Annotated in this window: 20 protein-coding genes; 9 read left to right on the top strand and 11 right to left on the bottom strand. The window is 57.5% G+C overall.

Annotated elements, in window-relative coordinates; genetic code table 11:
* Nucleotides 1-8: 8 nt before the first annotated feature.
* From hpaH to AC07P6_RS26185, 6 genes are all read right to left on the bottom strand, one after another.
* Nucleotides 9-812 carry a 2-oxo-hept-4-ene-1,7-dioate hydratase gene (gene hpaH / locus AC07P6_RS26210; protein ID WP_478315023.1) on the bottom strand — a complete coding sequence of 268 codons (804 nt, stop codon included), beginning with the start codon at nt 810-812 and terminating at the stop codon, nt 9-11.
* Between the two features lie 224 nt (nt 813-1036).
* A complete protein-coding gene (locus AC07P6_RS26205) occupies nt 1037-1417 on the bottom strand; it encodes a 5-carboxymethyl-2-hydroxymuconate Delta-isomerase (RefSeq protein WP_478315022.1) in 381 nt (126 codons plus the stop codon).
* A gap of 12 nt (nt 1418-1429) precedes the next feature.
* Nucleotides 1430-2287, bottom strand: a complete 858-nt coding sequence (hpaD, locus tag AC07P6_RS26200) for a 3,4-dihydroxyphenylacetate 2,3-dioxygenase (protein ID WP_110272737.1) — start codon at nt 2285-2287, stop codon at nt 1430-1432.
* 1 nt (nt 2288) lies between these two features.
* Nucleotides 2289-3755, bottom strand: coding sequence for a 5-carboxymethyl-2-hydroxymuconate semialdehyde dehydrogenase (gene hpaE / locus AC07P6_RS26195; protein ID WP_478315021.1), 1467 nt, complete (start codon nt 3753-3755; stop codon nt 2289-2291).
* Nucleotides 3752-4516 carry a fumarylacetoacetate hydrolase family protein gene (locus tag AC07P6_RS26190; protein ID WP_478315020.1) on the bottom strand — a complete coding sequence of 255 codons (765 nt, stop codon included), beginning with the start codon at nt 4514-4516 and terminating at the stop codon, nt 3752-3754. Before AC07P6_RS26190 ends, hpaE begins: the two co-directional genes overlap by 4 nt.
* Nucleotides 4513-5145: a fumarylacetoacetate hydrolase family protein gene (locus AC07P6_RS26185; RefSeq protein WP_181483744.1), complete on the bottom strand. Its 633-nt coding sequence runs from the start codon at nt 5143-5145 to the stop codon at nt 4513-4515. Before AC07P6_RS26185 ends, AC07P6_RS26190 begins: the two co-directional genes overlap by 4 nt.
* Before the next feature lie 286 nt (nt 5146-5431).
* On the opposite strand from AC07P6_RS26185, the gene hpaR reads away from it, so the two are divergent.
* Nucleotides 5432-5872, top strand: coding sequence for a homoprotocatechuate degradation operon regulator HpaR (gene hpaR / locus AC07P6_RS26180; RefSeq protein ID WP_478315019.1), 441 nt, complete (start codon nt 5432-5434; stop codon nt 5870-5872).
* A 134-nt stretch (nt 5873-6006) separates the two neighbouring features.
* On the opposite strand, the gene AC07P6_RS26175 is transcribed toward hpaR, so the two are convergent.
* Nucleotides 6007-7221, bottom strand: a complete 1215-nt coding sequence (locus AC07P6_RS26175; protein ID WP_478315018.1) for an amino acid deaminase — start codon at nt 7219-7221, stop codon at nt 6007-6009.
* Nucleotides 7222-7422: 201 nt separating this feature from the next.
* Here AC07P6_RS26175 and AC07P6_RS26170 point away from each other — a divergent pair, with 201 nt between their 5' ends.
* The 5 genes from AC07P6_RS26170 (at nt 7423) to AC07P6_RS26150 (ending at nt 12409) form a co-directional block, all read left to right on the top strand.
* Nucleotides 7423-8862: an N-acyl-D-amino-acid deacylase family protein gene (locus AC07P6_RS26170; protein WP_434660250.1), complete on the top strand. Its 1440-nt coding sequence runs from the start codon at nt 7423-7425 to the stop codon at nt 8860-8862.
* 10 nt (nt 8863-8872) lie between these two features.
* Nucleotides 8873-9265 (top strand): RidA family protein, encoded by a 393-nt coding sequence (locus AC07P6_RS26165; RefSeq protein WP_478315017.1) that lies wholly within the window; start codon nt 8873-8875, stop codon nt 9263-9265.
* 187 nt (nt 9266-9452) lie between these two features.
* Complete coding sequence (locus AC07P6_RS26160) at nt 9453-10940, top strand: sodium:solute symporter family protein (RefSeq protein WP_139539311.1); 1488 nt, start codon at nt 9453-9455, stop codon at nt 10938-10940.
* Nucleotides 10941-10950: 10 nt separating this feature from the next.
* The gene (locus AC07P6_RS26155) at nt 10951-11823 is read left to right on the top strand and encodes a 2-dehydro-3-deoxygalactonokinase (protein ID WP_478317094.1); all 873 of its coding nucleotides are present in this window, start codon (nt 10951-10953) and stop codon (nt 11821-11823) included.
* On the top strand, nt 11810-12409 hold the full coding sequence (locus tag AC07P6_RS26150; RefSeq protein ID WP_434660248.1) for a 2-dehydro-3-deoxy-6-phosphogalactonate aldolase: 600 nt from the start codon (nt 11810-11812) through the stop codon (nt 12407-12409). Before AC07P6_RS26155 ends, AC07P6_RS26150 begins: the two co-directional genes overlap by 14 nt.
* Here AC07P6_RS26150 and AC07P6_RS26145 read toward each other — a convergent pair.
* Together AC07P6_RS26145 and AC07P6_RS26140 are read right to left on the bottom strand one after the other, a co-directional pair.
* Nucleotides 12406-13269 (bottom strand): MurR/RpiR family transcriptional regulator, encoded by an 864-nt coding sequence (locus AC07P6_RS26145; RefSeq protein ID WP_182236087.1) that lies wholly within the window; start codon nt 13267-13269, stop codon nt 12406-12408. The two genes, AC07P6_RS26150 and AC07P6_RS26145, sit on opposite strands and share 4 nt — an antisense overlap.
* A gap of 70 nt (nt 13270-13339) precedes the next feature.
* Nucleotides 13340-13873 carry a GNAT family N-acetyltransferase gene (locus AC07P6_RS26140; protein ID WP_478315016.1) on the bottom strand — a complete coding sequence of 178 codons (534 nt, stop codon included), beginning with the start codon at nt 13871-13873 and terminating at the stop codon, nt 13340-13342.
* 32 nt (nt 13874-13905) lie between these two features.
* On the opposite strand from AC07P6_RS26140, the gene AC07P6_RS26135 reads away from it, so the two are divergent.
* On the top strand, nt 13906-14742 hold the full coding sequence (locus AC07P6_RS26135) for a GNAT family N-acetyltransferase (protein ID WP_478315015.1): 837 nt from the start codon (nt 13906-13908) through the stop codon (nt 14740-14742).
* Between the two features lie 3 nt (nt 14743-14745).
* Here AC07P6_RS26135 and AC07P6_RS26130 read toward each other — a convergent pair whose 3' ends face one another.
* Both AC07P6_RS26130 and AC07P6_RS26125 read right to left on the bottom strand, forming a co-directional pair.
* On the bottom strand, nt 14746-16107 hold the full coding sequence (locus tag AC07P6_RS26130; RefSeq protein ID WP_304255723.1) for an MFS transporter: 1362 nt from the start codon (nt 16105-16107) through the stop codon (nt 14746-14748).
* A 180-nt stretch (nt 16108-16287) separates the two neighbouring features.
* A complete protein-coding gene (locus AC07P6_RS26125; protein WP_112215104.1) occupies nt 16288-17202 on the bottom strand; it encodes a GntR family transcriptional regulator in 915 nt (304 codons plus the stop codon).
* Nucleotides 17203-17342: 140 nt separating this feature from the next.
* Here AC07P6_RS26125 and AC07P6_RS26120 point away from each other — a divergent pair, with 140 nt between their 5' ends.
* Nucleotides 17343-18365 (top strand): zinc-binding alcohol dehydrogenase family protein, encoded by a 1023-nt coding sequence (locus tag AC07P6_RS26120; protein WP_478315014.1) that lies wholly within the window; start codon nt 17343-17345, stop codon nt 18363-18365.
* 11 nt (nt 18366-18376) lie between these two features.
* On the top strand, nt 18377-19822 hold the full coding sequence (locus AC07P6_RS26115) for a tagaturonate reductase (RefSeq protein WP_478315013.1): 1446 nt from the start codon (nt 18377-18379) through the stop codon (nt 19820-19822).
* Nucleotides 19823-19830: the final 8 nt, after the last annotated feature.

Genomic DNA, 19830 nt, shown 5'->3' with positions numbered 1-19830 from the left:
TGTTCCCCTTAAACAAAGCGGCAGCTAATCGAGCCCATGTTGCCGTAGTCGACGTGGAAGGTGTCGCCCTTGCGCGCCGGAACCGGGCGAGTAAAGGAGCCGCCGAGAATAATCTGTCCGGCTTCCAGTTGAACGTCGTATGGTGCGAGCTTGTTTGCCAGCCAGGCCACGCCGTTGGCCGGATGATTGAGCACCCCTGCGGCGACGCCGGTCTCTTCAATCACGCCGTTGCGATAGAGCAGGGCGGAGATCCAGCGCAGATCCAGCTCGTCGGGTTTAATCGGGCGACCGCCGAGGATCACTCCGGCGTTGGCGGCGTTATCGGAGATGGTGTCGAAGACTTTGCGCGGGCGCTGGGTTTCCGGGTCAACGTTGTGGCAGCGGGCGTCGATAAGCTCCAGCGCCGGGATCACGTAGTCGGTCGCATTGTAGACGTCGAACAGCGTGCAGTTCGGGCCACGCAGCGGTTTTGCCAGCACGAAGGCCAGCTCCACTTCGATGCGCGGGACGATAAAGCGGTCGGTGGGAATATCGCCGCCGTCGTGGAAAAACATATCGTCGAGCAGCGCGCCGTAGTCCGGTTCGCTGATTTGCGAGCTGGCCTGCATCGCTTTTGAGGTCAGGCCAATTTTGTGACCCTTCAGCACGCGCCCTTCGGCGATTTTCAGGTTGACCCATTCGCGCTGTACGGCGTAGGCGTCTTCGATGGTGATCGTTGGATAATCCAGCGAAATAGCGCGGATCTGTTCGCACTGTTTTTCCGCCTGGTTCAGCCGTTGAGCGATCAGAGTATGGGTCTGTTTATCGAGCATAGTTGCTTCCTGTTACGTCGTTCGGTGCTGCTGCGCCGGGTGGCGACGCGAGTGCGTCTTACCCGGCCTACGGTTCGTGTCGCTTTGTGTTATGTGCCGGAAGCCGGGGTGGTTTTCCCCCTCTCCCTGTGGGAGAGGGCCGGGGTGAGGGCATCAGGCCGCAGAGAGCCCCCCTCACCCTAACCCTCTCCCCCAAAGGGGTGAGGGGACTGACCGAGCGCGCCTTATTTAAACAGTGCGTGCACGTTGTTCTGTTTGTAATTCAACGTCGGATGCAGCTCGGTGATTTCAAACGACAGCGCCAGATAGCGGCTCTCCATCAGCGCGGAGAAATGGGCTTTAATCAGCGCGAACAGCATATCGCCCACGTCCTGACGGCTCTCCTGACTGCGTCCGGAGCCAATCTTCAGCGTCATATGCACGAAGGCGTAATCGTGCTGACCGTCGGCCATCTGCCAGGTATCCAGCCAGATGGCGCGACTGCGAATGCCGCCGATGGGAAAGATGCCGGTCGCCGCCAGCGCTTCGCTCACTTTGCTGAACAGACCCGGTAAATCGGCCTGTTCGCGGATGTTATCGGTACATTCGGCGATAAAATGCGGCATTCTGTGTTCTCCTTAGGCGTGTTCCGGCAGCGGGAACACGGCGTTGACCTGGCCGGTACCGGAGCTGGCGAACAGTTCGGTAATAAACTCCACCTTGCCGTCATACTTATCCCAGCCCAGCAGGCCGAGCAGCATCACCGTGTCGTGCATATTGCCTTCGCCGTAGCAGTAGTCGGCGTACTCCGGCAGCATGGTGCAGAACTCTTTGAACTTACCTTCACGCCACAGCTTCACGACGCGCTCGTCCATCTGATGGTCGAACTCGCGGGTGTAGCTGTTCATACCTTCTTCCGCACGCTGATCGTCGATAAAGCGATGCGACAACGAACCGCTGGCCAGAACCGCCACGGTGCCGTCATATTTCTCGATAGCCTTAAGAATGGCCTCGCCCAGCTTGCGGCTGTCGGCAAAATCGTGAACGGTGCAGAACGCCGAGATAGAGACCACTTTGAAATGCTTATCGGCGTTCATGTAGCGCATCGGTACCAGCGTGCCGTACTCTAGCTTCAGGCTCGGGATGTTGTGCGCTTTGGCGCGCACGCCCAGCTTGACCGCTTCGTCGGCGATAAGCTGGCCCAGCTCCGGGTTGCCGTCGTAGTCGTAGGTCATGTCGCGGATAAAATGTGGAAGCTCGTTGCTGGTATAGACGCCCTGAAAATGATCAGCGCAGTTAATGTGATAGGCGCTATTTACCAGCCAGTGAGTATCAAAAACGATAATCGTATCGACGCCCAGTTCACGACAGCGCTTGCTGATTTCTTTATGCCCATCAATGGCTCCCTGACGGCAGCCATGATTTTTACCCGGCAGTTCAGAAAGATACATTGACGGTACGTGAGTGGTTTTTGCTGCTAACGCTAACTTTCCCATATCAGACTCCCCATTTTGGGATCGGATGGTCGCCCATCGAGATGCAGACGTTTTTCATTTCAGCGAATACTTCAAAGCTGTATTCGCCGCCTTCGCGGCCGGTGCCGGAGGCCTTCACGCCGCCGAATGGCTGACGCAGGTCGCGGACGTTCTGGGTGTTGACGAACACCATTCCGGCTTCGATGCCGCGCGCCAGACGCAGCACTTTGCTGACGTCCTGGGTCCAGATATAAGAGGCGAGGCCGTATTCCACATCGTTGGCCAGGCGCAGACCATCCGCCTCGTCTTTAAACGGCAGCAGACAGGCTACCGGGCCAAAAATCTCTTCCTGGGCGACGCGCATGCGGTTGTCGACGTCCGCCAGCACCGTCGGGCGCAGGAAGTTACCGCTTTGCAGATGCGCAGGCAGATCGGTCGGTTTATCCGGGCCGCCTGCCAACAGGGTTGCCCCCTCTTCAATACCGAGGCGGATATAGCCGGAAACCTTCTCCCAGTGCTGCTGGCTGATCAGGGCTCCCACCTGAGTGTTCGGATCGGCCGGATCGCCGACGCGCAGGCGGTTCGCGCGTTCGGCAAAACGTTTGACGAATTCGGGATAGATGCTCTGCTGAATAAAGATGCGCGAGCCGGCGGTGCAGCGTTCGCCGTTGATCGAGAAGATGGTGAACAGCGCGGCGTCGAGTGCGCGCTCGATATCGGCATCTTCAAAAATCAGCACCGGTGATTTGCCGCCGAGCTCCATGGAGTACTTTTTCAGCCCGGCGTTTTTCATGATATTGCGCCCGGTGGCGGTACCGCCGGTAAACGACACCGCGCGGATGTCGTGGTGGCGCACCAGCGCATCGCCCGCCGTCGCGCCGTAGCCCTGAACCACGTTCAGTACGCCCGCCGGAATGCCCGCTTCCAGCGCCAGTTCGCCCAGACGATCAGCGGTCAGCGGCGACAGCTCGGACATTTTCAGCACCGCGGTGTTGCCCAGCGCCAGGCACGGCGCAACCTTCCAGGTGGCGGTCATAAACGGCACGTTCCACGGCGATACCAGCGCGCACACGCCGACCGGCTGTACGAGGGTGTAGTTGAGCATCTTGTCGTCAACGGGGTAGGTCTTGCCGTTCATCTGTTGGCACACTTCGGCGAAAAATTCGAAGTTATGCGACGCTCGTGGGATCAGCACGTTTTTGGTCTGGTGGATCGGCAGGCCAGTGTCGGCGGTCTCCATAGCGGCGATCTCCGGCACGTTCTGGTCGATCAGAGAGCCAAGACGACGCATCAGACGCGCGCGCTCTTTCATCGGCAGATTGGCCCATTTCGGGAACGCCTCTTTTGCCGCCGCTACCGCCTGATTGACTTCGGCTTCGCCGCCGGAGGCGACTTCCGCCAGCACTTCACCGGTTGCCGGGTTGGTGGTATGAAAATACTCGGCGCCAGCGACGTTTTTGCCGTTGATCCAGTGGTTTATCTTTTTCATGACAGCTTCTCCTCATACGCTTGCTGGCTGATGATACGGTTGACCAGGCGACCGACGCCTTCCACTTCGACGATCACTTCATCGCCCGGCACCACGTCCGACAGCCCTTTAGGCGTACCGGTGGCGATCATGTCGCCCGGTTGCAGGGTCATAAACTCGCTGAGATAAGCGATCAGGAACGGAATGCTGAAGATCAGATCGGCGGTGGTGCCCTGCTGGCGCAGCTCGCCGTTGACCCAGGTGCACAGCGCCAGGTTATGTGGATCCGGGATCGACTCTTTCGCGACGATCCATGGGCCGATCGGCGTCAGGGTGTCGCGGCTTTTCACCCGCAGATTGGGGCGATAGTAGTTTTCCAGATAGTCGCGGATGGCGTAGTCGTTGCAGACGGTATACCCGGCGACGTACTCCATGGCGTCGGCTTCGGCGACTTTACGCGCGGTTTTGCCGATCACCACCACCAGTTCGGCTTCGTAGTGCATGTACTCGACGTTATCCGGGCGTACCGATTCCTGCTGGTGGCCGATAAAGGTGTTCGGCGCTTTGATAAACACCAGCGGTTCGGTGGGCGGCTTAAACTCCAGCTCGCTGGCGTGATCGGCGTAGTTCAGGCCCAGCGCGAACAGCGTGCCGTCGGCGGGCGGCAACCAGCGGAATTCGCCCTCGTTTAGCAGCCTGCCGTCAGCCAGGCGAACCTGGTCGCGTTCATCAACCTGAACATCGTGCTGCTGTCCCTGCCATTCAATGCGTGCTTGTTTCATGCCAGCTCTCCTTCTGCGACCACCGGGTTCTCCAGCGCCGGGAAGCCCTCGGCGAGAATGCGCACGCGATCGCCGGGTTGCAGCGTGACGCGGTTATGCGGGGTACCGATCAGAATGGCGTCGCCAGGGTTGAGCGTGGCGAATTCGCTCAGGGCGCTCAGCAGCTCGGCGGCGGAGCGCTGGAGGTCAGCGGTGTTCCAGCTGTCCGCTTCGCGACCGTTGATTTCGGTGATGATATTTAGATTATCGACGTTGTTGACCGGCGCGAGTTCGCCAATCGGACAAAAGCCGTCGCGGCATTTGGCCTTGATTGCCGGACGATAGAAGCTCTCTTCCGGCAGGCTGACGTCGTTAGCCAGCGCGTACCCTGCAATATAAGCGGCGGCTTCTTCTGCGGCCACTTTGCGCGCGGTTTTACCGACGACAAGCGCCACGGTCGCGCCGCTCTGTACGGTTTCGCCCTGCGGGTAAGGGATGTTCTCGCCGTTGCCGATCACGGTATTGCGCGGTTTGATAAACCAGACCGCGGTTTTCGGCGGCGTTTTGTAGGGGGCCTGTTGAAACGCTTCACGCCAGGCATCAAGCTGGCTGCGATGGTTAAGCGCTACGGCGAAGATGGTACCTTTCATTCACCACTCCTTTGCTGCTGATTTCGGAATCGAAGATATTTCATTAATATGTTAATGATCATCTTTTATGCTTTGCGGAAACGTTTGGCAAACAGAAGTGAATATTTTGTGATGTGATTAACAATAAATTTACACTTATAATTTTTATTCTTTATAAATCAATTGATAATGATTTTACCCTGTACCATCTGGTACTTTTCAGAGGCAGAAACCGGTTGCTTCCTGGCGCAATTAGCGCTAATTATTAACTTATTAACAGAATGATAGTTTTATTTAGAGGTATGTGATGCATGATTCGTTAACCATCGCGCTATTGCAGGCGCGGGAAGCGGCGATGGCCCATTTCAGGCCGATCGTTAAACGTCATAATCTTACCGAGCAGCAGTGGCGTATCGTGCGCATTCTTGCCGAAAATCCGTCGATGGATTTCCACGACCTGGCTTTTCGCGCCTGTATTTTACGCCCGAGCCTGACCGGTATTCTCACCCGCATGGAGCGAGACGGTTTGGTGTTGCGCCTAAAGCCGATTAACGATCAGCGCAAACTGTACGTTTCGCTGACGCCAGCGGGTTTGAAGCTATATGACAGTGCGCAGACCCAGGTAGAAGAGGCTTATCGCCTGATTGAAGCCGAGTTCACCGCAGAGAAAATGCAGCAACTGACCGCGCTGCTGGAGGAGTTTATTGCGCTGGGTAACGGGGCGAGAGGAGAGGAAGAGGCGTCGTAAGATGGCCCGGAGCCGTGAAAACGTGAAAATCCCCGGAGGCGGTGCTGGCGCACCTGTCCGGGCTACGATCCACAGCCGCTTACGGGCTGGTAGCCCGGACAGGCGCAGCGCGCCGCCTCCGGGAAAGGCACCATTTAGAACAGCGTATCCAGTTCTTCCAGCAGGTTGTATTGGTCATCCACCAGCAGCAGCGTTTTCCATTTATCAAACGTCAGGCACGGGTGCGAGGTACCAAACACCAGAATATCGCCGACCTGCACGTCGCTGCCCGGTGCAAGGTGCAGCATGCAGTGCTGATCCATAATCCCCACGCTCGCGATCCCCTCGGCGGATAGCTGCGCACCGTGACGATAGAGGGCGATGGGCTGCGGCAGTCCGGCGTCGAAGGCACAGTCGCGCTTGCCGAAGTTAACCACCGCGCGATCCGCTTCCGGCACCGACTGGACCATCGCCATCAGCTCCAGCGCCGAGGTTAAGTCGCCGCCCAGATCGCAGGCGATCGGATCCCGCGCCACCAGCTCCTGCTGCGCGATATCGTAGATCCCCCGGTCGTGGGTGATATAGCAGCCGGGGCGGATAACGATCCGGCAGTTCGCCGGTTTCTCCGCCGCCAGCCAGATGTTACACACCACGTCGTACCAAACGGTACCGGCACCGGTCAGCACAAACTCGCCCTCAACCAGCGGTGCCATTCGACAGGCCAGTTCGGCGGCCTGGCGCAGCAGGGCTTCAACCTGCGGCTGCGGATCGTCGCCGTGCAAAACCCCTTCATACAGCTCAAGACCGCGCAGCTTCAGGCCCGGCAGCTCCGCCACCGCCTGTGCCAGCGCCAGCGCGTCCTCAACGCTGCGACAGCCGCAGCGCCCGCCCTGCACGCCCAGCTCAATCAGCACATCCAGCGTTTGCCGCCGCTCGCTGAAAAACGCCGACAGCGTGCGGGCATTGGCAAGGCTATCCACGCAGCAGATAAAATCCGCCGCCCGATAATGCCCTTTCAGGCGCGATACCACCTGCATATTGGCCTTGCCGACCAGTTGGTTGACCATCAAAACGCGCTGCACGCCGCTGGCCATCGCCGCGCTGGCTTGCCAGGCGCTACCCACGCCGATCCCCCATGCGCCCGCCTGCTGTTGCGCCTGAAAAATCCACGGCGTCATCGTCGTTTTACCGTGCGGTGCCAGCGAGACGCCGCGCGCATCGGCGTAGCGCTGCATCCAGGCGATGTTATTTTCCAGTGCCGTTTTTTTCAGCAGCGCGGCGGGGAGGCAGATATCCTCTGCCAGCAGATTTGCCGGGGCGGACATCACGGCGGCTTTGTGCGGGACAAGCGTATCGGAATGGTATTTCATAACACTATCCTTTCAGGGTTTATGCTCGGATAAAAGTTGGGTATCAATTTTAATTTATTGATAAATATAAATTTAATATGTGATCGTTATGTTTAATGAATAAAAGTATCATAAATTTATCTGGTTTTTGCGTAGTTTTCCACTGTTTTTCCGCCTTGTAAATGGTTAACTTGTCGGCAGAGTTGAAAGGGAGTAATTGCGATGAAAGTTAACTGGCTTTTCAAAAACGTCACCGTCATCGACGGCAGCGGCGGGCCGCAGTTTCGTGGTGACGTAGCGGTGAAGGGCGATCGGATTGTGGATATGGCCCCGGCGTTGAATCTGGCGGCGGAGCAGGTGGTTGAGGGGCTGGGGCGTGTACTGGCCCCCGGGTTTATCGATGTGCATACCCATGACGATATCAACGTCATCCGTATGCCGGAGTATTTGCCCAAGCTGAGCCAGGGGGTGACGACGGTGATTGTCGGCAACTGCGGGATCAGCGCGGCGACGGCAACCATGCGCGACGGCGTGCCGGACCCGATGAACTTGCTGGGCGAGCAGGAGCAATTTATTTATCCCACCGTTGAGGCTTACGCCCACGCGGTGGAGGCGGCGAAGCCGTCACTGAACGTTGGCACGCTGATTGGTCATACCGCGCTGCGCAACAATCATATGGATGATTTGTTCCGCCCGGCGACGGAAAGCGAAATCGCCGGGATGCGTGTTCAACTGCGCGACGCATTGCGTCAGGGGGCGCTGGGGCTGAGTACCGGTCTGGCCTACGCCAGCGCATTCCAGTCCACCACTGAAGAGGTGATGGCGCTGGCGGAAGAGCTGGCGGCGGAGAAGGGAATTTATACCACCCACTTGCGCTCGGAGTTTGAACCGATTCTGGAAGCGCTCGACGAAGCGTTCCGCATTGGTCGCCACGGCAACGTGCCGGTGGTGGTCTCGCATCACAAGTGCGCCGGGGCGAAAAACTGGGGCCGTACGAAGGAGACGCTGGCTTTTTTCGATGAGATGCGCCAGCGCCAGGAGATTGCCTGCGACTGCTACCCCTATTCCGCCAGTTCGTCGACGCTGGATATGAAGCAGGTGACCGATGAGTTCGACATCGTTATCACCTGGTCCGAAGCGCAGCCGGAACAGGCCGGTAAAACCCTCAAGCAAATTGCCGATGGCTGGCAGGTGAGCCTCCATGATGCGGCGGCGCGGCTAATGCCCGCAGGTGCAATCTATTACAACATGGACGAGCAGGACGTGCGGCGGGTGCTGCGTTATCCGGTCACCATGATCGGCTCCGATGGCCTGCCGAACGACCCGATGCCGCATCCCCGGCTGTGGGGGGCTTTCCCTCGGGTACTGGGCCACTACAGTCGCGATGAACAGCTGTTTCCGCTGACCACCGCCATTCACAAAATGACCGGACTCTCGGCGGCACGCTTTCAGCTTGCGGATCGTGGGCTGGTGAAAGTGGGCTACTTCGCCGATCTGGTGCTGTTTGACCCGCAAACGGTGCGCGATGTCGCCAGCTTCTCCGACCCGAAACAACCGGCGGACGGCATAGAAGCGGTGATGGTCAACGGCGTGATGAGCTACGGCAGCGATAAAAAGATTACCGGGCGCGCAGGGCGTTTCCTGCGCCGCCGAATGAGCTAAGGAGTGAAAGATGAGTATTAAACGTTATGGTGTGGAAGGCGGAACCGGCACCGGCGGGCAGCATCTGCCGTTCGCCCGCGCGGTGGAAGCGGGTGGCTGGCTGTACGTCTCCGGTCAGACGCCGATGAAAGATGGTGAAGTGGTGGAAGGGGGGATTATCGACCAGGCGCGTCTGGCGATTCAGAACTGCGTGGATATCATGACCGAAGCGGGCTATACCCTCGCCGACGTCGTACACGTCAAAGTGATCCTCACCGATTCGCGCTATTTCCAGTCCTTCAACAAAGTGTTCCGCGAGTTCTTTGGCGATAACCCGCCAGCCCGCATCTGCTGCGTGGCGGACCTGGTGGTGGATTGCAAAGTCGAAGTAGATGTGACCTGTTATAACGCGGCGCGCGTGTAAAACCGCGCGAGAAAAATAACATTCTTCTCCGCTCGGGGAGGAATAAGCAAAAAAGTGTGATATTGGCGCCAGACTGAATAAACAGGCTGGCACCAGCGGTGTCGCTTTGCCTTTTTTCAGGCATTGTTTCTATCAACTTATAATATTCAGCAGTACGAGTATTATTTATTACGTCTGGATGTGAGCAATGAATAATATGTCCTTTTTGATTTGGTTCTCGGTCTATGCCTGCGCCATGATTACGTTAGGCTGGTATGTGTCGCGTAAGCAAAAGACGGGTGAAGATTTTTTACTGGGCGGCCGTTCTCTGCCGATGATCCTGACTCTGGGTTCAACCGTCGGTACCATGGTCGGTACCGGCTCAAGCGTTGGTGCGGTGGGCTTTGGCTACACTAACGGCTGGGCGGGGATGCTGTATGGTCTTGGCGGCGCGGTAGGGATCCTGCTGGTGGCGTGGCTATTTGCTCCGGTACGTAAGTTTCGCTTTATGACCATGAGCGAAGAGATGTCTTATTATACCGGCGGCAGCAAAATAATTAAAAACCTGGTCGCTATCCTTATTTTTATTGCCTCAATTGGTTGGCTTGGTGCACATATTTTAGGGGGCGGTCTGTATCTTGCCTGGGCCAGTGGTATCGATATTAACGTTGCCAAAATCATTATCGCCCTGGCCTTTGTGGTGTATGTCGGTATCGGCGGTTACTCGGCGGTAGTCTGGATCGATACCATTCAATCCATCGTGCTGTTTGTCGGTTTTATTCTGATGGCGATTCTGGCGGTGCATCACGTTGGCGGCTGGAGCCATATTCAGCAAGCGGTTGACCCGGCGGCGCAAAGTTTATTTGCCGTGGATAAACTGGGTATTCTGCCTGCGTTCTCTTTGGCGATAGTCATCGGCGTTGGCGTGCTGGCGACACCTTCTTACCGTCAGCGAATCTATTCGGCGAAGACGGTCTCCTCGGTACGTCAGTCTTTCACCATCACGGGTCTGCTGTACCTTGGCTTCTCCTTCCTGCCAGCGATTATCGGCATGGCGGTGTGGACCATGAATGCGAACCTGGAAAACAGCGGTTTCGCCTTCCTGTTTGCCACGCAGGTATTGCCGCCGGTGCTGGCGATGGCAATTCTGATTGCCGGGATGTCGGCCAATATGTCGTCAGGCAGCTCCGACGCGATTGCCGCGGTGTCCATCATGCTGCGCGACCTCTATACCCTCGTCACCGGGCATATGCCTGCGCCGGAAAAAGCGATTCGCCTGTCGCGGATGTTCCTCGTGCTGGTTATCGCGCTGGCGTTGCTGTTCGCGCTGACCTCTAACGACATCATCAGCTATATCACCAAAATGATCTCGATGATTATGTCCGGGATGTTTATCTGCACCATGCTTGGCCGCTTCTGGAATCGCTTTAACTGGCAGGGCGCGGTTGCCGCGCTGGCAGGCGGCGCAGGGGCATCGGTGGTGGTACTGATGGACAGCGACTGGATGGCTTTCTGGGGCAATCCATGTATTCCGTCGGTGCTGACCAGCCTGGTGGCCTCAGTGGTGGTCACACTGCTTACGCCTGCCAGCAAGATGAGCCGTGAGGAAGCGCTGGAGATGATCACCCAGGAACGTGAAAGTCGCCCATCTGCGCCGCCGCTGCCGATTGGCAAACGCAATACGTCGCGGGGCTAAGGAAATGGGGATAAATAACTACATTGCCGTCGACTGGGGCTCCACCCAGCTGCGCGGCTGGTTGATTCGCAACGGCCAGTGCGTCGAGACGAAGCAGCTGCCGCTGGGCGTGACTCGCCTCAACGGACAGCTGCCTGAGGAGGTATTCCAGCAGCACCTGGCTCCCTGGCGCGGCGCAGAGAAGCTTCCGGTGCTGATGGCCGGGATGATCGGCAGCGACGCGGGCTGGCAATCGGTGCCGTACTTGCCTTGTCCGGCGGCGATTGATGCCCCAGGGCAACAGCTGTTTGCCGTTGCCGAAGGCGTGTGGATTATTCCCGGCCTCAAGATTGAACAGGTCGGGGAGTACAACGTGATGCGCGGGGAAGAGACGCAGCTGCTGGGCGCGTGGCAACTGGCCCCGGCGGAGTGCTACGTGATGCCGGGCACCCACTGTAAATGGGTGCAAGTAGAGCGCGGCGTGGTGCGCCACTTTGCTACCGCGATGACCGGCGAGCTGCATCATCTGCTGATGACGCAATCGCTGCTTGGCAAGGGGCTTACGGCCCAGTTGCCGGACGACGCCGCTTTTGAACTGGGGCTGGAAAAGGGGCTGGCGCAGCCCTCGTTAATTAGCGAACTGTTTGTCGCCAGGGCGGCGCGGGTATTGGGGGCGCTGGCGGCGACATCGGTCAGCGACTATCTCTCCGGGCTGCTGATTGGCGCTGAGGTCGCAACTCTGGGTCAGCGTTACCGTACATCAACTGTCACCCTGGTGGGGGACCTGGCGCTGAATGCCCGCTACCGTCGGGCGCTTGCGGCGTGCGGGATGACGGTCAACAGCTGTAGCGGCGATGAGGCATTGCTGAGCGGCATGGCGAGGATAATGAATGGACAAGCTTAAACTGGTGGCGATTTTGCGCGGCATCCGCCCCGCAGAAGCGGCAGAGCATATTGATACGCTAATTGGCGCAGGGTTTCGCTATATTGAAATCCCGCTCAATTCGCCGGACTGGCAGCAAAGTATCCCGCAGATGGTGGCGCAGTTTGGCGAGCAGGCGGTGATTGGTGCAGGGACGGTACTGAAGGTTGAGCAGGTCGATTTTCTGGCCGATGCCGGAGCGAAGCTTATCGTTACGCCGAATACCCAGCCTGCGGTTATCCGCCAGGCGGTGGCGCGCGGGATGCTGGTCTGCGCCGGGTGCGCGACGGCGACGGAGGCGTTTAGCGCGCTGGATGCCGGGGCGCAGTGGCTGAAGATTTTTCCCTCTTCCGCTTTTGGCCCGGACTATATTCGCGCGCTGAAAGCGGTGCTGCCGCCGGAAGTGCCGGTGCTGGCGGTAGGCGGCGTGACGCCGGAGAATCTGACGACCTGGGTGCAGGCCGGGTGTGCCGGAGCCGGGTTGGGGAGCGATCTTTATCGCGCCGGACAAGCGGTGGAACGCACCCGCCAGCAGGCGGGGAGGTTTATCGCCGCTAGCGCGGTTTAGTCACCCAGCGGCTGGCGGTCGACGCCGCCGCGGTGGCTGTCGAGCGCCAGCTTAATACGCCGCAGCCGGCCTTTGGCCTGGGTTTTGTTGGCCATCGCCAGTTCGGTGGCCAGCACATCAACCATCGCCAGCATCGCATAGCGTGAGGTGCTGGGCTTGAAGATATAGTCGTTTTCGCGTACCAGCAGCGGCAGTACCAGATCCGCCTGCTCCGCCAGCGGCGTTCCGGCGGGGGTAATCGCGATCACCTTCGCACCGTACTGGCTGGCGATCGCCGCGCTTTCAATAATTTCCTGGGTATAGCCGCCTAATGACAGCACGATAACCACATCCTTTGGCGTCACCGCCGAGCTCATCATGCGCACCAGCAGGCCGTCGTTCTGGCTGACTACCGGCAGGCCGAGGCGAAACAGACGATACTGAATTTCCTGGGCGCAGATGGTGGAGCCGCCGCCCATGCCGAGGGCCAGGATCTGCCGCGCGTCGCTCAGCCAGCTGACCGCGCGCTTCAGCGCTTCGATATCCAGCGCCCGGCGGTTGGTTTCCAGCACGCCGATAATCGATTCATAGATCCCCTGCACGCCTTCAAGGTCCGGGACATCGAGAATAAACCGCTGGCCGATCGCCAGAGATTGCGCCAGCTTCATCTTCAGTTCGCGAACATCTTTGCAGCCCAGCGCCCGTGCGAAGCGGGTGACCGAGGCCTGGCTGGTGTTGGTCAGCCGCGCCATCTCGGCGATAGGCAGCTCCGCCGCCGCCGCGACATCATCGAGAATAAATTGCGCGATGCGCTTTTCGGTCGCCGTCAGCTCAACAAAGCGATCGGTAATGCAGGAAATGATATCGATTGACCAGGACATACGGGTATCAGCGGGTAAGTTTTGAATGATACTTTGTACCATATTCAGGCGATGAAAGCAGCGCCGGAGGTCACAGCGCCAGCCGCATGGTGCAACGCGTTTCTGGTGCCAGTCCATGTTCCGTTTCCAGCTCCCTTTTTGCCGCCAGCCCTGACGGCAGCGTCAGCTCGTCCAGCATCGAAAAGCCCAGGCGGGTATAAAACGGCGCGTTCCACGGCACTTCGCGAAAAGTGGTGAGCGTGACCGCTGGATATTCCGCTCTTCGGGCATTCTCAATCACCTGCTCCAGCATCATGCGGCCAATGCCTCGTCCTTGCCACGCCTGATGGACAGCAATCTCGACGATAAACAGCGCATCATCCAGTGGTTCGGTGAGCAGAAAGCCTATCGGTTGTTCATCGGCCACGGCCAACAGGCTGTGTTCGGTTTCAAGAAACAGCCGGTGGCGATCGGCGCTTATCACCTCGCTTTGCGCCAGCCAGGCCAGCGCCGGGATTTGGCGAAAAGCCTGGGCGGCAGAGCGCTCAATAGCGGGCAGGAGAGGGATATCGCTCTCCTGAGTCAGGCGTAATGTAGTGGTGGCGGTTATAGTGGTATTTTTCATCACCTCAGCATAGCAGCCTTCGGGAGAAAAACATGGAGCTTACCGCCGTTCCGGCTACCCAGTTCAGTATCGAGCAACTGGCGACTATCCTTAGCGACTGTTTTGAGGATTACCTGGTTCCCGTCGTGCTGTCGGTGGAGGTTTTTGTCCAGCGCTTCAGCGCCGAAGGGCTGAGCCTGCTGGATTCCCGCGTCTGGCTGGATGGTGATGTACCCGCAGCGATGGCCGTTGTCGCCCGACGCGGCGATGAAGCCCGGTTAGCGGCTTTCGGGATGCGGTCCGGGTATCGCGGTAAAGGGCTTGGGCGTCGGTTAATGACTCCGCTGATTGCCTCTTTGCAGGTTCAGGGGATACGGCGGATGTGGCTGGAGGTGATCCGTGAAAATCACGCTGCGATGGCGCTGTATCAATCGCTGGGCTTCAAGGTGCGGCACGGGCTGTGTGGCTATTTAAGTTCACAGGTCGGAAGTGATGAGCCGCCCGTGTTGCAAGATTGTGATGTGCTGGCCCTGACGCGCAGGGCCGGTGCCGAGGTCAACGGCCAGCTGCCGTGGCTGATGGACCCGCTCACCTTCAGCACCCTGCCATGCCGGGCGTTCACCCTCAATCAGCGGGCCTTTGCCGTGCTGGCGACGTTAACCAGCAGGCCGCAGCTCCAGTTTTTGTGGGTTGAACCCGCCGCCCGCGGGCGCGGGCTGGGACGGGAAATGCTGATTGCTCTTGCCCGCCAGTTTCCGGGGCTCGGCACGTCGGTGACCATCCCGGAAACCTTTACCCCGCTGTTTAAAGCCGCAGGCTATGCGCCATTGGCCTTAAAGCAGTATGAGATGAGCGTGGAATTTAGCGCCCCATCGTCAGCAGGGCAGTAAGGTCTAGCCGTTACGCGGGTCGCTAATCGGCTGGCGAACCAGGAAAATATAGGCCAGCGCGCCGAGGGCGGTGACGCAGCCGCAGATAATCAGCGCCAGCTGGAATGAGTGGGTGGTATCGACGATAAATCCGGTCACCACTGGGGCAAAGGACGCGCAGATAAAGCTGGCGAAGTTTTGAATGCTGCCGACGGAAGCGGTCATTCGTGAGGCCACCGCGACGTGAATCAATCCCCAGCAGGAGGTTCCGGCAAAGTGAATACAGAACAACGCCATACCGATTAACAGCACCGCGACGATTGAGGTGGTGGCCTGCGGTACAACAAGGGTAAAGGCCGCAGAGCAGAACATACCGGCAATGATACAAATTTTGCGGCTCTTGATCGGGGCCATGCCGCCTTTAACCAGCCAGTCGGTAACATAGCCGTTGATTAACATGCCTGCGGCACCGAAAAGGAACGGGATCGCGGCCATAAAACCGGTACTTTTCAGATCGAGATTATACGCCGTTTGCAGATAGCCCGGCAGCCAGGCCAGATACAGCCACGCGGTATAGTTGATGCCGCTGAAGCCCAGCATCATTCCCCACATGGTTTTATTTTTGAACAGGCTGCGCCATTCGGCGAAACTTAATGGATCGCGGCGAGCGTTCACGCTTCCGGCATTCAGGTATGCCTGCTCATCGGCGGTGAGATTGATATCTTCCCGGTTGCGATAGAGCATATACCAGCCGATAGCGACAAAAATCCCCAGCACACCGATGGTAATAAACATCCAACGCCAGCCCATCACCAGCATCATCGCGGCGAGGATCGGCGGGCTAATGGCGACGCCAATAGTTGAGGCGGCGTTAAAGAAGCCCATCGGACGCCCGCGCTCTTTAATATTAAACCAGTCGTTGATCACCTTGACGCCGCAAGGGTTCATCGGCGCTTCGCCGATCCCCATGCCGATGCGCACCAGGACGAACTGGGTAAAGCTGTGCACCATCCCCGAAACGGCCTGAAACAGTGACCAGAAAAACATCCCCAGCCCCAGCATGATGCGCGGACCTTTGCGGTCCAGCAGCGGCCCGCAGGGGAGCTGTGCGATACCGTAGGCCAGAGAGAAGACCGACAGCAGAGCCCCTATTTCGGTGGCGCTTAATCCCAGCTCCTCGCGGATGGTCAGGTTAGCGACGGATAATGAGCTTCGGTCAAGGTAGTTAATAACCGCCGCCAGAAATAACAGAATCATTGCCGTGGTCTGAATTTTCTTAATGCGAGCGCTACGCTGCAATGTATTATTTAACGGAACTGAAATTGTCTCCGCTTTCCCTTTTTCAAAGGTGGTTTGCGGGTCGATAGCTATATTTTTGGGTTCCACGCCGGACTCCTGGCTATTCTATTTGAACGACAAGTGACATTGAGCGGTTTTAAACACCACCCACACATTTAACAGTAAAGTAAGTCGACTTGTTATCAGCATAAATAACCTTTTCCATCTCATTGGATTACATTTTTAGATTTGTGCTCCTGATAATCATTTGCTGTTTTTAATCGGTACTTAATAAAGCAGGGATTCATTCTGCTTGAGGGAGTTAATCATTGATTGTTTCGCGGAGTTCAGGTGGTTACGTAGCGCCAGGTTGGCATCCAGATCGCTGCGGCAGATGAGCGCGCTCAGGATAGTCATGTGTTCATCAATGGCGATGATATTGCGCTGCTTAAGGTCGCTCTCATCCCACTGGTAGTGGAAGTGGAAGATAACGGAAATGATTTCAAGTGATTGATTAAAAAATATATTATCAGCAGCGGAAAGCAGTAGCGTGTGAAAATCTCGATCGAGCTGTGAGAACATGCGAAAGCTGTCGCCGATGCTGTCCCGCAGCGCCCGATGGCGCTCAAGCAGGGTTTTCGCCTGTAGCCAGCGGGCATCGTTATCCGGCAGGTTGAGGAAGTGCTGGAGCGCGTGGGTTTCCAGCATTTCGCGCAGCTCGAACAGCTGCTCCGCCCAGGATTGCTCAAACTTCTTCATATTCCACTGACCGCGTTTTTCGCTTTCAATCAGGTTGTAGCGGCTGAACTTCAATAAAAACTCTCTGACCACCACCGGGCTGACGCCCGCGGCCCGCGCCAGCTGTAGCTCGGAAAACATCTCTCCAGCGCGCAGTTGGCGCTGGTTGATCATGGTGAAAAATGCCTGCTCAAAGAGGCGATTTTGTTCGGCCAGCGAGGCGCTGGAACCGTCGAAGCCGTCCTGCACTTCGGGCAGGCGGAGGATCAGGTAATCCTGATTGACCTGGCTCAGCACGCCGCGCTCGCATAAGTGGCTGAGGATATGGCGCACGGTGGTGCGGCTGATGTTGTACATCTCCGCCAGCGCGCTTTGCGAGGGCAGCGGCGAGGGGATAAAGCCGCGCGCCATATCGTTAATGACCTGGTTAATCACGTTATGACGAAGGTTTTGTGAACGGCTCATACATAGACTCCCTGTTTTTTAGATATTAAAACCGGATTTAAAACGGTTTTGTGCGCGAGGTTTCACAATTTTGGCAATGACTTTATCCTGGATTGTTTTTTTCATCGATATCTAAGCCAACAAATACGGAGGCAATAATTATGACGTCGATGAATGCATTAGTGTGTCAGGAACCCAAAAAACTTAACTGGGAAAAACGCCAGATTCCCATTCCTGGCAATGATGAAGTTCTGATTAAAATAAAAGCGGTGGGGATTTGTGGGACGGATATTCATGCGTGGGGCGGTAATCAACCCTTTTTTAGCTACCCGCGAGTACTTGGCCATGAAATATGCGGCGAGATAATTGGACTCGGTAAAAATATTCTTAATCTGAAGAGCGGACAGCAGGTTGCGGTTATTCCTTACGTGGCCTGTCGTCAGTGTCCGGCCTGCCTGAGCGGGCGGACAAACTGCTGTGAGAAGATTTCGGTGATCGGCGTGCATCGCGACGGCGGATTTAGCGAGTATCTCAGCGTGCCGGTGAAGAACCTGCTGGTGGTTGATGACGTTGATCCTGAGGCGGTGGCGCTGATTGAGCCGTTCGCCATTAGCGCCCATGCGGTGCGCCGCGCGGCTATTCAGCCGGGAGAGCAGGTGCTGGTAGTCGGGGCGGGACCGATTGGCCTGGGCGCGGCGGCAATCGCCAAAGCCGACGGTGCGCAGGTCGTGGTGGCGGATACCAGCCCGGCGCGGCGCGATCATGTGGCGCAGCATCTTGGCCTGACTACCCTCGACCCTTCTGACCCGCAGTTTACCGAGCAGTTGTGTGAGACGTTTGGCGGCTCTCTGGCGCAGAAGGTGATCGACGCGACGGGGAACCAGCATGCGATGAATAACACCGTGAATTTAATTCGCCACGGCGGCAGCATTGTTTTCGTCGGCCTGTTTAAAGGCGAACTGCAGTTCTCGGACCCGGAGTTTCATAAAAAAGAGACGACCATGATGGGGAGCCGTAACGCGACGGAAGAGGATTTTGCCAAAGTTGGTCGGCTGATGGCTGAGGGGAAAGTGACCGCCAGTATGATGCTGACCCACCGTTACGATTTCAAATCGTTGGCTGAAATCTATGAAAGCGAAGTGATTAACAATCGCCAGCTGATCAAAGGCGTCATTCATTTTTAGCAGGGAAGTCCATGAAAACGTTAAACAGAAAAGAGTTTCCGGGGGCTCAGTACCCGACGCGGGTGATTCAGTTCGGCGAGGGCAATTTCCTGCGGGCGTTCATCGACTGGCAACTGGATCTGCTGAATGAGCAAACCGATCTGGCCGCCGGGGTGACTATTGTTCGCCCGATCAACACCGAGTTTCCGCCGTCGCTCAATACCCAGGACGGGCTTTACACCACGGTGATCCGCGGACTGGATGAACGCGGCGAGGCGGTGAGCGAGGCGCGGGTTATTCGCTCCGTTAATAACGAGATCAACCCCTGGCAGGATTTTGCCGGTTATCTCGCGCTGGCCCGTAACCCGGAAATTGAGTTCGTATTTTCGAATACCACCGAAGCGGGTATTAGCTACCATGCCGGAGACCGGCCTGACGATATGCCGCCAGTGAGCTTCCCGGCGAAGCTGACCCAGCTCCTGCTCGAACGGTTCCGCCATTTCGACGGCGCAGCAGATAAGGGCTGGATGATTATTCCCTGCGAGCTGATTGATTATAACGGCGAGGCGCTGAAGGCGCTGGTGCTGCGCTATGCCCAAGAGTGGCAGTTGCCTGCGGCTTTTAGCGACTGGATTGAAACGGCCAATACCTTCTGTTCCACGCTGGTTGACCGTATCGTGACCGGCTACCCGCGCGATGAAGCGCAAAAGCTGGAAGCGGAGCTGGGCTATCACGATGCGTTCCTTGATACCGCCGAATACTTCTGGCTGTTCGTTATTCAGGGGCCGCAGACGCTGGCGGAGAAACTGCGGCTCGACCGCTGCCCGCTCAATATTCGCATCGTCGACGATATTCGCCCCTACAAAGAGCGCAAAGTCGCCATTCTCAACGGTGCGCATACCGCGCTGGTTCCCGTGGCGTGGCTATGTGGCGTGGATACCGTTGGCGAAGCGATGCAGGACGAAGCCATTCGCCATTATGTGCAACAAACCATCGGCGAAGAGATTATTCCGGCGCTCGATTTACCTGCCGACGAGCTACGGCAGTTTGCTGATGCCGTCACCGGGCGCTTTCTTAATCCGTATATCCGCCATCAGCTTTTGTCGATTGCGCTTAACGGTATGACCAAATTCCGTACCCGGATCCTGCCGCAGCTGCTGACGAATATTCGCCAGCATGGTGCGATTCCGCCGCGCCTGACGTTCGCTCTGGCGGCGCTGATTGCCTTCTATCGCGGCCAGCGTGACGGGCAGACGTATCCGCTACAGGATGATGACGTCTGGTTAACCCGCTTTGCTGAAGGCTGGACGCAGGTGGCGAACGGTCGTGCTCTGCATGAACTGGTGGTGGAGGTGTTACAGGATAAAAAGCACTGGGGCGAGGATTTAACGGTGATTCCCGGACTGGCTGAACAAGTCACGCGGTATCTGGAAGTGATGTTGAGCGCAGGAATGCGCGAGGCCCTGGCGCGGCTGTAGCCGGTTTG

The organism is Klebsiella sp. GFKo11, assembly GCF_056490265.1.
The sequence above is the reverse complement of the archived record's forward strand: the minus strand, read 5'-3'. Positions and strand labels throughout refer to the sequence as shown.

Coding starts and splice junctions, on each gene's coding strand:
- hpaH (WP_478315023.1), bottom strand. CDS start 812: ATGCTCGATAAACAGACCCATACTCTGATCGCTCAACGGCTGAACCAG.
- AC07P6_RS26205 (WP_478315022.1), bottom strand. CDS start 1,417: ATGCCGCATTTTATCGCCGAATGTACCGATAACATCCGCGAACAGGCC.
- hpaD (WP_110272737.1), bottom strand. CDS start 2,287: ATGGGAAAGTTAGCGTTAGCAGCAAAAACCACTCACGTACCGTCAATG.
- hpaE (WP_478315021.1), bottom strand. CDS start 3,755: ATGAAAAAGATAAACCACTGGATCAACGGCAAAAACGTCGCTGGCGCC.
- AC07P6_RS26190 (WP_478315020.1), bottom strand. CDS start 4,516: ATGAAACAAGCACGCATTGAATGGCAGGGACAGCAGCACGATGTTCAG.
- AC07P6_RS26185 (WP_181483744.1), bottom strand. CDS start 5,145: ATGAAAGGTACCATCTTCGCCGTAGCGCTTAACCATCGCAGCCAGCTT.
- hpaR (WP_478315019.1), top strand. CDS start 5,432: ATGCATGATTCGTTAACCATCGCGCTATTGCAGGCGCGGGAAGCGGCG.
- AC07P6_RS26175 (WP_478315018.1), bottom strand. CDS start 7,221: ATGAAATACCATTCCGATACGCTTGTCCCGCACAAAGCCGCCGTGATG.
- AC07P6_RS26170 (WP_434660250.1), top strand. CDS start 7,423: ATGAAAGTTAACTGGCTTTTCAAAAACGTCACCGTCATCGACGGCAGC.
- AC07P6_RS26165 (WP_478315017.1), top strand. CDS start 8,873: ATGAGTATTAAACGTTATGGTGTGGAAGGCGGAACCGGCACCGGCGGG.
- AC07P6_RS26160 (WP_139539311.1), top strand. CDS start 9,453: ATGAATAATATGTCCTTTTTGATTTGGTTCTCGGTCTATGCCTGCGCC.
- AC07P6_RS26150 (WP_434660248.1), top strand. CDS start 11,810: ATGGACAAGCTTAAACTGGTGGCGATTTTGCGCGGCATCCGCCCCGCA.
- AC07P6_RS26145 (WP_182236087.1), bottom strand. CDS start 13,269: ATGTCCTGGTCAATCGATATCATTTCCTGCATTACCGATCGCTTTGTT.
- AC07P6_RS26140 (WP_478315016.1), bottom strand. CDS start 13,873: ATGAAAAATACCACTATAACCGCCACCACTACATTACGCCTGACTCAG.
- AC07P6_RS26135 (WP_478315015.1), top strand. CDS start 13,906: ATGGAGCTTACCGCCGTTCCGGCTACCCAGTTCAGTATCGAGCAACTG.
- AC07P6_RS26125 (WP_112215104.1), bottom strand. CDS start 17,202: ATGAGCCGTTCACAAAACCTTCGTCATAACGTGATTAACCAGGTCATT.
- AC07P6_RS26120 (WP_478315014.1), top strand. CDS start 17,343: ATGACGTCGATGAATGCATTAGTGTGTCAGGAACCCAAAAAACTTAAC.
- AC07P6_RS26115 (WP_478315013.1), top strand. CDS start 18,377: ATGAAAACGTTAAACAGAAAAGAGTTTCCGGGGGCTCAGTACCCGACG.